At 70.1% G+C, this 13,334-nt stretch carries 10 protein-coding genes; 8 read left to right on the top strand and 2 right to left on the bottom strand.

Going from position 1 to position 13,334, the window contains the following annotated elements:
- Nucleotides 1-48 precede the first annotated feature (48 nt).
- The 5 genes from ACTWOL_RS20620 to ACTWOL_RS20600 all read left to right on the top strand — a co-directional run bounded on the left by ACTWOL_RS20620 (nucleotide 49) and on the right by ACTWOL_RS20600 (nucleotide 8,497).
- The gene (locus tag ACTWOL_RS20620; RefSeq protein WP_474301209.1) at nucleotides 49-1,272 is read left to right on the top strand and encodes an ABC transporter permease; all 1,224 of its coding nucleotides are present in this window, start codon (nucleotides 49-51) and stop codon (nucleotides 1,270-1,272) included.
- A gap of 113 nt (nucleotides 1,273-1,385) precedes the next feature.
- Complete coding sequence (locus ACTWOL_RS20615) at nucleotides 1,386-1,922, top strand: hypothetical protein (RefSeq protein ID WP_474298242.1); 537 nt, start codon at nucleotides 1,386-1,388, stop codon at nucleotides 1,920-1,922.
- Between the two features lie 531 nt (nucleotides 1,923-2,453).
- Nucleotides 2,454-6,461 (top strand): nSTAND1 domain-containing NTPase, encoded by a 4,008-nt coding sequence (locus tag ACTWOL_RS20610; protein ID WP_474298241.1) that lies wholly within the window; start codon nucleotides 2,454-2,456, stop codon nucleotides 6,459-6,461.
- A 483-nt stretch (nucleotides 6,462-6,944) separates the two neighbouring features.
- Nucleotides 6,945-7,733, top strand: coding sequence for a GntR family transcriptional regulator (locus ACTWOL_RS20605; protein ID WP_474298240.1), 789 nt, complete (start codon nucleotides 6,945-6,947; stop codon nucleotides 7,731-7,733).
- Nucleotides 7,734-7,738: 5 nt separating this feature from the next.
- Entirely contained in the window at nucleotides 7,739-8,497 is a 759-nt protein-coding gene (locus ACTWOL_RS20600; protein WP_474298239.1) for a glycosyltransferase family 2 protein, read from the top strand.
- 287 nt (nucleotides 8,498-8,784) lie between these two features.
- On the opposite strand, the gene ACTWOL_RS20595 is transcribed toward ACTWOL_RS20600, so the two are convergent.
- Complete coding sequence (locus tag ACTWOL_RS20595; protein ID WP_474298238.1) at nucleotides 8,785-9,705, bottom strand: FkbM family methyltransferase; 921 nt, start codon at nucleotides 9,703-9,705, stop codon at nucleotides 8,785-8,787.
- 319 nt (nucleotides 9,706-10,024) lie between these two features.
- A complete protein-coding gene (locus ACTWOL_RS20590; RefSeq protein ID WP_474298237.1) occupies nucleotides 10,025-11,257 on the bottom strand; it encodes an amidohydrolase family protein in 1,233 nt (410 codons plus the stop codon).
- Nucleotides 11,258-11,444: 187 nt separating this feature from the next.
- Here ACTWOL_RS20590 and ACTWOL_RS20585 point away from each other — a divergent pair, with 187 nt between their 5' ends.
- The 3 genes from ACTWOL_RS20585 (at nucleotide 11,445) to ACTWOL_RS20575 (ending at nucleotide 13,279) form a co-directional block, all read left to right on the top strand.
- The gene (locus ACTWOL_RS20585) at nucleotides 11,445-11,894 is read left to right on the top strand and encodes a DoxX family membrane protein (protein ID WP_474298236.1); all 450 of its coding nucleotides are present in this window, start codon (nucleotides 11,445-11,447) and stop codon (nucleotides 11,892-11,894) included.
- 185 nt (nucleotides 11,895-12,079) lie between these two features.
- Nucleotides 12,080-12,646: a hypothetical protein gene (locus ACTWOL_RS20580; protein ID WP_474298235.1), complete on the top strand. Its 567-nt coding sequence runs from the start codon at nucleotides 12,080-12,082 to the stop codon at nucleotides 12,644-12,646.
- A 108-nt stretch (nucleotides 12,647-12,754) separates the two neighbouring features.
- Complete coding sequence (locus tag ACTWOL_RS20575) at nucleotides 12,755-13,279, top strand: hypothetical protein (protein ID WP_474298234.1); 525 nt, start codon at nucleotides 12,755-12,757, stop codon at nucleotides 13,277-13,279.
- Nucleotides 13,280-13,334 lie beyond the last annotated feature (55 nt).

The raw sequence follows: 13,334 nt of genomic DNA, 5'->3' as shown, positions 1-13,334 counted from the left end.
CGCTCCGCGCCGCGCATCCAGCCGACGGGCTCGCGGCGACGCCGGTCCATGCGCCGCGGTTCGACGGAATCACGGCACCGGCCCGTCCGGCTGTCCCCCGCCGATCTGCTGCGCCTCGGACTGGTCGGAATCCGCACCCGGCGGATGCGGGCGGCGCTGTCCGCGCTCGGCATCTCCATCGGCATCGCCACGATGATCGTGGTCACCGGGATTCCGGCCTCCAGCCAGAAGGCCCTGGACGCGGAGCTGACCGCGCTGGGCACCGACCGGCTGCAAGCGGTCGCGAACAAGACCACGGGTGACAAGCCGGCCTCCTTCCCCACCGAGTCGGTCGCGATGGTCAAGCGCATCGGGCCCGTGAAGGCCGTGACCGCGGTGGCCAACACCCATGCCGAGGTACGGCGTTCCGACCGGCAGGGACGGCTCGACATATCCGGAATCACGGTGCTGGCGGCCCAGCCGAATCTGCTCGACGTGATCAACGCGAAGGTCCGCTCGGGCAGTTACCTGACCACGGCTACCGGGCGGTTTCCCACCGTCGTTCTCGGCTCGGTCGCGGCGGCCCGTCTCGGCTTCCCCGATCTGCGCCCCGGTGACCCGCCGCCGCTCGTGCTGATCAACGACCGGTGGTTCGGCGTCATCGGGATCCTGCGCTCCATCCCCCTGGCCCCGGACGTCGACCGTTCCGTCCTGGTCGGCTGGGAGGCCGCCCACGACCAGCTCGGCTTCGACCGCCGCCCGACTCAGCTGTTCCTGCGGGCGGACGAGGCGGCGATCGAGGATGTGCACGCCGTGCTCCCCGCCACGGTCAGCCCGCAGTCGCCGAGCGAGGTGCGGGTCACCCGTCCCTCGGACGCCCTGGCGGCGAAACGGTCCACCGAGGCCACGTTCTCGGGCCTGTTCATCGGCCTGGCCGGTGTCGCCCTGCTGGTCGGCGGTATCGGTGTCGCCAACACAATGGTGATCTCCGTTCTGGAACGCCGCCGCGAGATCGGTCTGCGCCGTGCACTGGGCGCCAACCGGGGGCAGATCCGGGGCCAGTTCCTCACCGAATCGATCGCACTGTCAGGTCTCGGCGGCTTCGCCGGGATCATCCTCGGTGTCCTCGGCACAATCGGTTACGCGGCGTACAAGGGCTGGCCTCCGGTCATCCCGCTTCCCGCGGTGACCAGTGGGCTCTGCGGCGCGGTGCTCGTCGGCGTCGTCGCCGGTGTGTATCCGGCCGTCCGCGCCTCCCGGCTGTCCCCGACTGCGGCGCTGGCCTCGGCATGAGCGGTAGCCCTCGGCGGCCGGCCCCTCCCCCGACACGTACCACCCGCACCCACTCCTGAAAGGTTCACACCATGCGAGTTGCCGATACATCCCGTTCGCCAGGCGCGAGGCGGATGTTCGCCACGACCGGCGCGCTCGTCGCGACGCTGCTGCTCGGTGCGTGCGCGGAGGAGTCCGAGGTCAAGGACATGGGCGTCGCAAGCGTGCCGGACTCCCAGAAGGGCGCGAAGGGCGCCACGGGTGCGTCCCCGGCGAAGGCCGAGCGGCCCCTCATCAGGCCCGACACCTCCGACGAGGAGGAGCACAGACTCGACCAGGTGTGGAAGGACTGCCTGGCGAAGCAGGGGGCCAAGATGCTCAAGAACGACGACGGCAGCTGGAAGGGAGCCTTCGTCACAGGGGACCCCAAGTACCCAGCGGCCCAGAAGGCTTGCGCGCACAAGGAGCCCGAACTCCTGACGATGCGTTCCGCCAGGGAAGACCCGCAGTTCCGGGACAAGGCCGATCGCTGGGTGGCGTGCCTTCGGAAGCACGACGTCGTGGCGACGGTCGGAGAAGACGGCCTGCTCTCTTTCGACGACGGGAGCAATCTCGAGCACAAGACCGAGTGGGCTGACAAGTGCGAGGCCGAGGTGTTCCTCGCGAAGTAGCCGCCGGCCCGGTCCGGGAGAAGGGCGGCTCGCCTCCGCGGAGGGCGGGCCGCCCTTCTGCCATTGCGCCGGTCCGACGGCTCCCGCGGCTCCCCGGGAAGCTTCTGACGTCGTCCGGCCGCGTCCTGCGCACGCCCCTCGTACCCGTCACGTCCGGCACCGGTCCCTCCCCTCGTGGAGACCGGTGCCGGACAGCGGGTGCACCGGCGATCGCGCCGCGCCCACGGGGACCGGGGAGGGCCGGACCCGTGGTGGACGCGTGGTGGACGCGTGGTCTCTCCGAGCGCTGAACTGATGGCCGATGCGCGCTGGTGCTGTGACCGGGTGGGTTCACCGGCTCGGCGAACCCACCCGGTCACCGCACTGGCGACTGATTCGCACGTGCGTCGCGATCCTGCCAGCGGTATGCGCAACGGGGGAGGTTCCGGCGCCGGGCCGGCGACGTAGCCGCAGGTCAGCCATATAGAGTGAGTTTTCCGGTCCGGACGTCGAGTGCGACGGAAGTGGGGGGAGTTGGGGGGAGTGGAGCCCTTGAGTTCCGACTCAGGGACACGCACGGCCTTCGCGGAGCGTCTCGCGCTGCTGTACAAGGAGGCCGGCAATCCGCCCCTCAAGCGCGTGTCCGAATCCGTCGTCCGGCTCCAGCGGGTCGACGAACGAGGGCGCCCCGTGCGTGTGTCCGCGCAGCGGATCAGCGACTGGCGGCGGGCCAGGAACGTGCCCGCCCAGTTCGCGGCCCTCGCGGCGGTGCTGCACATCCTGATCCCCGAAGCACGGCGGTCGCGGCCCACACCGGTGTCCACGGGCCTGTACGACCTGGCCCAGTGGCAGCGCCTGTGGGAGCGTGCGGTGGCCGACCCTGCCGGCGACCGGGCCGCGGCATCCACGCAGGAAGAGGAACACGCCCCGGTCGAGGCGGGAGCCGTCCCCGGTGGTGTCTGCCCGTACCGGGGGCTGGCTTCGTACCGTCCGAAGGACGCCCGGTGGTTCTTCGGCCGGCAGCGGAGCACGGACGCCCTCGTCGCCCAGCTTCTCGCGACGGAGACGACGGGCGGCCTGGTCATGCTCGTGGGCGCCTCCGGGTCGGGAAAGTCCTCTCTGCTGAACGCCGGTCTGGTGCCCGCCCTGCGGAGCGGGGCACGGGGCGACGAGGACCGCCGGGAAAGGGAGGTGCTCCAACTGGTGCCGGGAGCCGATCCTCTCGCGGCGCTGACCGACCGGATCCCCGGGCTCGTGTCCGCCGTCTCCGCCGCGGAGGAGCGGTCCGCCGAGGAGCCCGGCAGCCCCCGGTTCGTGCACAGGGTGCGGGAGGCCGTGACGGCATGGGCACAGCGCGGGCCGTCCTCCGGCTCCGGCCGTCCCGTCGTCATCGTGGACCAGTTCGAAGAGACCTTCACCCTCTGCTCCGGCGAGGCGAGCAGACGCGCGTTCATCCAGATCCTCCACGCGGCATGCACACCGGCCGGCCAGGGGGGCCCGGCTCCCGTGCTCGTCGTCCTCGGCATACGCGCCGACTTCTACGAGCAGTGCCTGAGATATCCCGAGCTGGCCGACGCGCTGCAGCACCGGCACATGGTGCTCGGGCCGCTCACCACGGCGGAGTTGCGCGAAGCGGTGACCGGCCCGGCGAAGGCCGTGGGCCTCGAACTCGAGCCGGGGCTCGCGGAGTTGATCGTCCGGGAAGTCAGTGCCGACGGTCCCCGCGGGGCGCACGACGCGGGGGTGCTGCCGCTTCTCTCCCACGCCCTGCTGGCCACCTGGCAGCGACGGAAGGCCGGGCGGCTCACCCTGGCCGGCTACCGCGCGGCGGGCGGAATCCAGGGTGCCGTGGCGGCGACCGCCGAGCAGGCCTGGTCCAGCCTCGACCCGGCGGCGCGCAAGGCGGCGAGGCTGCTCCTCCTCCGGCTGGTCCGGCTCGGTGAGGACACCCAGGCCACCCGCAGACGGGGCACGCGGCGCCAGCTCGCGGAGGAGTCGGCGGACTCCCGCAAGACGGAGGAATCGCTCGAAGCGCTGGTTCGCGCCCGGTTGGTGACGCTCGACGCGGAGACGGTGGAGATCACCCATGAGGCGCTGCTCCACGCCTGGCCGCGGCTGCGCGACTGGATCGACGAGGGCAGAAACGACCATCTGCTGCGCCAGCGCCTGGAGGAGGACGGCAGGGCCTGGCAGGACTCGCACCGCGACCCGTCACTGCTCTACCGGGGTTCCCGTCTGGAACAGGCCCACACCTGGGCGAAGTCCGCCGGCGACGTCTTTCTGACCCGGAGCGCGATGGAGTTCCTGGCCGCTTCGGTCAGGCTGCGCCGGCGCACGGTCTGGATCAGTCGCAGCGCGGTGGCGGCTCTCATCGCCCTGGTGTTGGTGGCCACCGGTTCGGCGGTGGTCGCCTGGCAGCAGCGGGACGACGCCGTGTTCGAGCAGGTGCTCGCGGAGGCCGACCGCGTCATGAGCACGGACCCGTCCCTGTCCGCCCAACTCGCCATGGTGGCCCACCGCTTGCGACCGGACGACGAAGGTGCGAACAACCGGCTGATCTCGATCGTGAACGCACCCCTGGCCACGCCGCTCCTCGGCCACACCGGAGCCGTCTACCTCACCTCGTTCAGCCCGGACGGACGGCTTCTGGCCACGGCCGGCTACGACCGGACCGTCCGCCTGTGGGACGTCGCGGACACGAGCCGCCCCACACCACTCGGCGGACCGCTCACCGGACACACCAGCTGGGTGAGCAGCGCGGTCTTCAGTCCGGACGGCCGCACCGTCGCCAGCGCCGGTGACGACGGCACGATCCGGCTGTGGAACGTGCGGGACCCCCGTCGTCCGCAGCCGGTCGGCCCACCCCTGACCAGCCATCACGGCATCGTCTATCTGCTCGCCTTCAGCCCGGACGGCCGCACGCTCGCCTCCGCCGGTGAAGACCGCACGGTGCGCCTGTGGGACCTGGCCGACCCCCGCCGGCCACGCACGACCGCCACGCTGACCGGACACACCGACGCGGTGCGCTCGGTGGCGTTCAGCCCCGGCGAACAAACCCTGGCGACCGGTGGCGACGACGACACCGTCAGGCTGTGGGACGTGGCAGACCCTCGTCGTCCGGTACCGGCCGGCATGCTGACCGGCCATACGGACACGGTGCACTCGGTGGCCTTCAGCCCCGACGGGCGCACTCTCGCGAGCGGCAGCACGGATGACACCGTCAGGCTCTGGAACGTGACCGACCCACGGCACCCGGCACCGCTCGGCGTACCGCTCGCCGGACACACCGGTCCCATCTGGTCGGTGGCCTTCAGCCCCGACGGAACCATGCTCGCCGCCGCCAGCGCGGACAGCACGGCAAGCCTGTGGAACGTCCGCGATCCCGCGTACCCGTCGCAGGTCGGCGAGCCTCTCGCCGGGAGCAGCGGCGAGATGTACGCCCTGGGCTTCAGTCCCGACGGACGCACCCTCGCCACCGGGAGCGGCGACAACAAGGTCCGCCTGTGGTCGATCCCGACGTCGGACATGATCGGCCGGATAGGGGCGTTCCGTCCGGACGGGTGGGTGCTGGCCACCGCCGCGCGCGACGATGAGGTCCGGCTGTGGGACGTGGAGAAGCCCGAGCGGCCCGCTCTGCTGGGCAGACCGTTCAGGCCCGGGCAGGGTGACGTGCGTGCGCTGGTGTTCTCGCCCGACGGCCGCACCCTCGCGGTTCTGACGGGAAGCCGCGCGGTGCAGCTGTGGAACGTCGCCGACCCCATGCGGCCCCTGCCCTACGGACCGCCCATCGCGCTGCGGACGCGCTTCGCGGGCCCGGGCGCGCTCGCGTTCAGTCCGGACGGGCACAAGCTGGCAACCGCCCATGACGACCGCACCATTCAGTTGTGGGACGTCCGCGACCCGGCCCACCTCCTCCCGCTGGGTGCGCCGCTCGCCGGGCACAAGGGCTATGTCAACGCGCTGGTCTTCAGCCCCGATGCCCGTACCCTCGCCAGTGGCGGCGCGGACGACACCGTCCGGCTGTGGGACGTCGGCGACCCGCGCCGTGCCGCACGGCCCGGCGTCACGCTCACGGGGCACCTCGGTCCCGTCAACGCCCTCGCCTACAGTCCCGACGGACGCACGCTGGCGAGCGGCAGCGACGACAACACGGTCCGGCTGTGGAACGTCGCCGACCCTTCCGATGGGTCCCGGCTGGGCTCCCCCCTCACCGGCCACACCGAAGCGTTGGTGTCTCTGACGTTCAGCGAGGACGGCCGCACCCTGGCGAGCGGCGGCAACGACAACACGGTGCGGCTCTGGAACGTCACCGACCCGTCCGGCGCCGATCCCATCGGGCAGTCGATGAGCCCCAACGCCAAGACGGGCAACTTCCTGTCGTTCAGCCCCCGAAACCATATGCTCGGGGTATCCAGCGGCACCGATACCGTCCGGCTGTGGAACCTGGACGCCGACGAGGCCGTCCGGCGTATTTGCTCGACCACTCGGGGCGTTCTGACGCCGGAGAAATGGCGCGAGTATCTGCCCCGCCTCTCGTACGAGCCTCAGTGCGGCCGGTAAAGGCAGGTGGCGGAGCGCGGGCCCGGGAACGGGCACAGGCGCGACACGCTGCGGTGTGTTTTCACTCCTGTGGCCGACGTCAAGTGAGTCCGATCACAACTCCACGTCACAACAGCGGAGTTGGCTCCCATTCCACAATCAGCCTTTGTTAGGCTTGGTCGTAGCCCGGTCGCTGGCGCATCCCCCGTCGCCAGCGACCGGGCACTTCCACGTCCTGCCCGGACATCATGGGCGCCGGGTCGCCGCAGCGAACTCACTCGGTACGGGCACCGGAATTGCCGGCCCCTTTCCCCTCTCGCCAATGAATCACCGCCATTTGCCAACGGCCCCGGCATGTCCGCCGCTCGGGCATCCCGTCGGACACAGCCCGGAAGTCTCCGGCCGGCGACCCCTCTCCGGACACGACGCAGACCTCCTTCAGTCGTCATGACCTCATGAGGAGTCGTATGCTGAGCGCGGCGTAGATCGGGACGGTGAGCACGCGTGGCCAAGGCGTACGAGCGGATCGCGGACGACATCCGTCAATCCATCCGCAGCGGGCGGCTGAAGCCGGGCCAGCGCCTCACCCCGGAGGACAAACTGGCCGAGCAGTACCGCAAGAGCCTGCCGACCGTACGCGAGGCACTGCGGGTGCTGCGGGACGAGGGCCTGATCGACAAGCAGCACGGTCGTGGGAACTTCGTCCGCACCCCACGGACCAAGGTCCTGCGCTCCAATGTCCGGCACCAGTGGGAGAAGAACCGGGCGCGGGAACCCGAGGACCTGCGGCTGCAGACCGGAGCGACCGAGCACGACACCGGCCTGGATGTCGGCGACCTCGTCTTCCACGCCTCGTACCACGAGGTCAAGGCCGACAGGGACATCGCGGAGGCCTTCGGTGTGCCCGAGGGAACGGCCCTCGTCGAGCGCGTCTACCGCACCCGGTATTCCGCCGAAAGCGCCCCCTTCGCCCTGGTGACGTCCTATCTCGTCCGTGACGTGGTGGCAGGCAACCCCGACCTCCTGGACGAGAGCAACGAGCCCTGGCCCGGTGGTACGCAGAACCAGCTCAGCACCGTCGGCATCGAGCTGGACCGTATCGAGGAAGTGGTCACCGCCCGGCCGCCGACACCGGAAGAGGCGGAGGAACTCGAACTGCCGCCCGGAACGGCGGTTCTGATCCTCCGCAAGACGTCGTACGACCTGGACGACCGCCCGGTGGAGATCTCCGACGTCACACTGCCGGGCGACCGCACGGAAATGCACTTCACCACTCCCCTGGAAAGGTGGTGACCGCCGTGCGCCGGCGCATCATCATCGTCACCGCGGTACATGCCCCCTCCGCCCAGTTCCTCACGGACGCCTACAAGTCGCTCTGCGAACAGGAGCTCCCCGACGACTGGGACTGGCACTGGCTCATCCAGGAGGACGGCAAGGGCGACGACGTCGCTCCGCATATCCCGGACGACCCGCGGGTGACCTTCCACCAGGGCAGGTCCGGAGGGCCCGGGGTCGCCCGGACCATCGCCCTGGCGCACGCGGACGGCGCGTACATCAAGGTCCTGGACGCCGACGACCAGCTGCCGCCCGGTGCGCTCGCGCGTGACCTGGCGGCGCTCGAAGGGGACCCGACGATCGGCTGGACGACGTCACGCGTACTCGATCTGCTGCCGGACGGTTCGACCAAGGGCTTCCCCGGCGACCCCGAACCGGGGCCGATCGAGCGCGGTGCCGTGCTCGACTACTGGAAGGCGAACGACTACCGGGCGCAGGTCCATCCGGCCACCCTCTTCGTCCGACGTGAACTGCTCGTCGCCCTCGGCGGCTGGATGGCTCTTCCGGCCTCGGAGGACACCGGCCTCCTGCTCGCACTCAACGCGACCAGCCGCGGGTGGTTCTCACCCGAGGTGGGCCTCCTCTACCGGAAGTGGCCCGGGCAGGCGACGGGGCAGGCAGCACACACCGACACCGCTGACCGCGCCGCTCGTATGGCGGTCGTGGAAGCCAGGGCACGGCAGCTGGCGAACCTCGACTGGCGCTACCCGGTCGCCGGCTGACGGAACGTGGTGCAGGGCCTCCCGGAGAGCGGGCGGGCGGCGGCCTCGCCGACCGCCTAGGTCCTGTCCGGGCAACCTTCTCGGGCCCGCGACGACAGCTGCGGCGCCTCGCTGCGTTGTCGGAGTCGTCCGAGTACGCCCAGTACGGGGACGATCTCCCCCAGCCTCCGGCCGGGGGTACCCCCATCGCCTTGCGATGCACCGCATCTGACGCCGCGGGCTGGTCCTCAAAGATCGCCCGGACAGAACCTCGAGCCGATCCGGGAAGCCCGCCGCGGCGGCCCCTGTCAGGGCAGTGTCTCGGCGTCGGTCCGGGAGAAGATCACATCGCTCTCGCCGGTGATCTTCCCCCGCCAACGGACGGGTGCGCGGGGCGACCGGACCGCGCCCGGATAGCTGTCGGGCGCATAGTCGTTGACGAGCCGGTACGCGTGGAACCCATGGGCCCTCATCGTCTCCAGGAGCTCGTCCGCCGAGTCCCCGATCTGCTCCATGCGGTCGGGGGTGACTTCGACGGTGATCTCCGCGTCCGGCCGGAGCGTGCCGAGCAGGGGTGCGAGCCCGCGGACGACGGCACCTTCGGCGCCCTCGACATCGATTTTGATCACCCGGGCCGCGGCGATCTCCTCGGGCGTCAGCACCTCCGGTAGGGGCTGGGCTTCGACGGTGAACGTGGCCTCGGCCGGACCGTCGTACGGGACGATGCTGGTGGCGCCGAGGTTCTTGGAGCTGGCCTGGACGAACGTGAGCGTCGTGTGGCCGTCGGAGACCGCTGTGTTCAGCGCACGGATGTTGTCGCAGCCGTTCGCGCCGGCATGCCGCACCAGGGTGCGGTGGAACGCGGGCGACGCCTCGACGGCGACGACCCGCCCGCCGGCGCCCACGAGCCGCGAAGCCAGAACGCTGAAGTACCCGATGTTGGCTCCGACGTCGACGAACGTGTCCCCTGGACGCAGCCTGCGCCGCAGCCAGGTCGTCATATGGGGCTCCCACACCCCGAACAGATACAGATAGCGCTGGATGATGTCCTGCGTATCGACCGAGAACGCGGCACCGAAGCGGGTACGTGCCGTGAGCCTGCGGGGACGATCGCGGAGCAGCGGGTTCAGCCTCGCCGCCAGTGGGGCCTTGCCGAGCGTCCCCGGAGCATGACGGACGTACCAGCGGCCGACGCTGGTCAAGGCCTCCTGGCGGCCTGCGGGGATCATCGGATCGCCTCTCCACTCGGCTTGCGACGCACGATGGTGCTGGGGTCAACGTAGACCCGTCGCTGCCGGTGGCCGCCGCCAGGCCCACGTCGTATGCGCCAGGCCCGAGTCGTCCGCGCCCGGTCTAGGGGGCTTCTGACGGATCTCCGCGGCGTCGCGACGCCCAGCACGCCCCCACGGCCTTACGGCGTGGGAGGTACCCCCACTCGCCGCACCGGCCGAAAGCCCAAGTACATCCAGTACGAGGGCTCCCGGCCGGCACCCCGAGAGCACGCACCGGACGCCGCTCCTTCCTCCACGGAGAACCATCAGAAACCCCCTATGTCGTGTGCGCCCGGTCGCCGTCGAACGGGAGGTCCAGCATCCGGATGGCGTTGCCGCGCAGGATCTTGTACGTGACGTCCTCGGGGAGCCCGGCCACATGCTCCGCCGCCACCTGCCTGGTGTGGGGCCACGTCGAGTCGACGTGGGGGTAGTCGGTCTCGAAGGTGGCGTTGTTCACGCCCACGGTCTCGATCGCCTCGATCCCGTGCTTGTCACGGAAGAAGCAGCAGAAGATCTGGCGGTAGTAGTAGGTCGACGGCGGCTCCGGGATCAGGTCCTTGACCCCGCCCCACGCCCGGTGCTCCTCCCAGACGTCGTCGGCGCGCTCCAGGGCGTACGGGATCCAGCCCATCTGCCCCTCGCTGTACGCCAGTTTCAGGTGCGGGAACTTCACCAGCACACCGGAGAAGAGGAAGTCCATCATCGACGCCATCGCGTTGTTGAAGCTCAGCGAGGCCTGTACGGCCGGGGGCGCGTCCGGTGACGCCGCCGGCATCTGCGAGGACGAGCCGATGTGCATGTTCACGACCGTGCCGGTCTCCTCGCACGCCGCGAAGAACGGGTCCCAGTAGCCGGAGTGGATCGACGGCAGCCCCAGATAGGTCGGGATCTCGCTGAACGTGACCGCGCGCACTCCTCGGGCGGCGTTCCGCCTGATCTCCGCGACCGCGAGATCGATGTCCCACAGGGGGATCAGGCAGAGCGGGATCAGCCTGCCGCCGCTGTCCCCGCACCACTCCTCCACCATCCAGTCGTTGTAGGCCCGGACGCAGGCGAGCCCGACCTCCTTGTCCTTGGCCTCGGCGAAGGTCTGCCCGCAGAACCGCGGGAAGGTGGGGAAGCAGAGCGAGGCCTCCACATGGTTGAGCTCCATGTCCTCGACGCGGGCCTTCGGGTCCCAGCAGCCGCGGCGCATCTGCTCGCGTGTGATGCCGTCGAGCGTCATCTCGTCGCGCGAGAAGCCGACGGCGGCGATGATCCGCTTGTACGGGAAGATCTCCCCCTCGTACTCCCACCAGTCCGTGAGCTGTCCGTCCGGGTCCGTGGTGAACCGGTACTTCCCGCCGATGTACTGCAGGTCGCCGATACCGGCGGTGAACGGCTTGGGCCCCCTGTCGCGGTACTTGCCCGGAAGCCAGGTCTCGAAGAGGTGCGCGGGCTCGATGACGTGGTCATCCACGCTGATGACCCTGGGCACGTCCATGGTGGCGCTCTCATCGGTGGTCACGTCGCCTGCCCCCTGCCGTCCTGTGTCTTCGATGTCTTCGGTCCTGAATCTGACGATCCATCAGATTCAGATTATGGCCGCCCTCCGTCCGTCGCAAGGGCGACGTGCGCCGTACCCCTTGCGGGAACGGCGGCGCTGGGCTGAACTGACGAACCATCAGATCTGGTGTGCGAGAAAGGGGCGCTTGATGCAGACGATCTGGCTCACTGGAGCGGAATGGGCCGCGGTCCTCCGGATCGGCCTGGGCCTGTGGTGGCTGGAGAGCTGGCGCCACAAGGACAAGAAGGACTGGTTCGCCGGTGGCGGCATCACCTGGGCCGCCGGGATCGCACAGAAGCACCGCTGGAGCTTCGTCGGCAAGGGCTTCGCCACCGTGGTCCAGCCGAGGCCGCGGCTCATGGCGTATGTCGTCGCGTACGCCGAGCTGGCCCTCGGCCTGGGGCTCGTACTCGGCCTGCTGACGCCGATAGCCCTCGTGGGGGGACTCCTGCTCAACCTGGTCTATCTCGTGCTCATGATCCACGACTGGGGCGAGCAGGGGCAGAACCTGATGATGGCGCTGATCTCGGCCGTCGGCCTGTTCGCCATGAGCTGGCAGACCTGGTCCCTCGATCACGGCCTGGGCCTGTTCCTGTGACCGCACGGCCGAAACTGATGGGTCGCCACGCCCGTCGCCGGCTCCTTCTTCGGTCTTGAACAGGGCAAACAGCCCAGGACAGCCGCATGTTTCAGCCGTTCTTCCCTCCCAGGTATGTCACGCCACGGCCCCTTCTTAAGATCATCAAGACATCCGGATGAAGCGAGCCGTGTCGGGGGGACGACGTGGGAGCCACCGAGCAGTTGGTGACGGTCGCAGCCGTGTTGCTGGGCGCGTTGTCGACGCATCTCACCAACTTCACGATGGAACGGCAGCGCAAGAAGCACGAGTTGGTGACCCGCTGGGACTCGAAGAAGCTCGAGGCCTACGAGGGTTACGTCGACAGCGTGCGCACCTGCATCTTTCTGGCCGTGCAGCTCTACGAGGACCGGGAGGGCCTTCGGCCCAGCCAGAAGAGCGAGGCCGAGATGCTCGCGGAGATGTCCGAAGCCGGACGGGTGCGGGGGCGCGCCTTCGAGCGGATCATGCTGCTCGGCGGCGATGACGTGGTCGAGGCCGCGCACGAGCTCAACGCCATCGCCCTCGAGGTCGACTGGCAGGCCCAGGGCAAGGTCGACGGGACGCTGCCCGACTGGCGGAACAGGAACCGGGCCGTGTTCCGCGCGATCAACCAGTTCCATGAACAGGCCCGCAAAGACCTCGGAGTCGACGGCAGCGTCACCGGCGAACTCCATCCCGAGCGTGATCTCCTGTTACCTCCTGCCCGCCGGGACGGCAACAACGCCGGTTGATCTCCGGGGAACCCGTCCTCGCAGCAAGTCGGTGGTGACTCTGGCTTGTTGACGCCCGGCGTGTCACCCTGCCCGGCGTCCGACACCCTGGACGACGAGGAGATGGCCATGAGTCAGCCCGACAGCGCCGAGCAGCGGAGCACCTCGCTGCCCCGGTCGATCCTGCTCCAGGATGCGGCCGGCGGCACCGGCGAGAGGGACCTCAGGCAGGCACACGCTGCCCGTGCCCAAAGTGCCGTCGACCGGGCCACGGCCATCTGCCGCTCCGCCGGCATCGGGGAGTTCGAGGCCGAGCCCGTGCCGAGGAGTCCCGCCGCGAAGGTCGCCAGCGCGGTACGCCTTTCGGCTCAGGGTGTCGCCGCGCTCGCCGGGAGTCCCCGCGACCCTGCCGGCGACGCACGGTGCGCGAGGAACGCCGCTGCCGCCGGGGCGCTCGCCGCACAGCTGGCCCAGTCCCGCGGCGGTGACGACGAACTCTCCCGTACCGCACTTCAGGCCGCCCTCATGGCGTCCCGGGCGGCCGCGGACGCTGCCGGGCACCAAGGCATGGGCAAGAACGAGGAGTTGAACGCCAAGGCCGATGCCGCCGAGGCGGACGCCGTCCTCGCCGCACGACGGGCGGGCTGGATGTAGTCCCGGGCCGTGGGCGGCCGCCGGAACCCGTAACCGGTCGGCCGTTCCCGCCGTG

The sequence above is a fragment of the Micromonospora sp. IBHARD003 genome, from assembly GCF_056106285.1.
Note: the sequence above shows the minus strand (reverse complement) of the source record. Positions and strands in the feature narration are given on the sequence as shown.

Coding starts and splice junctions, on each gene's coding strand:
- ACTWOL_RS20620 (WP_474301209.1), top strand. CDS start 49: ATGCGCCGCGGTTCGACGGAATCACGGCACCGGCCCGTCCGGCTGTCC.
- ACTWOL_RS20615 (WP_474298242.1), top strand. CDS start 1,386: ATGTTCGCCACGACCGGCGCGCTCGTCGCGACGCTGCTGCTCGGTGCG.
- ACTWOL_RS20595 (WP_474298238.1), bottom strand. CDS start 9,705: ATGATCCCCGCAGGCCGCCAGGAGGCCTTGACCAGCGTCGGCCGCTGG.
- ACTWOL_RS20585 (WP_474298236.1), top strand. CDS start 11,445: ATGCAGACGATCTGGCTCACTGGAGCGGAATGGGCCGCGGTCCTCCGG.
- ACTWOL_RS20575 (WP_474298234.1), top strand. CDS start 12,755: ATGAGTCAGCCCGACAGCGCCGAGCAGCGGAGCACCTCGCTGCCCCGG.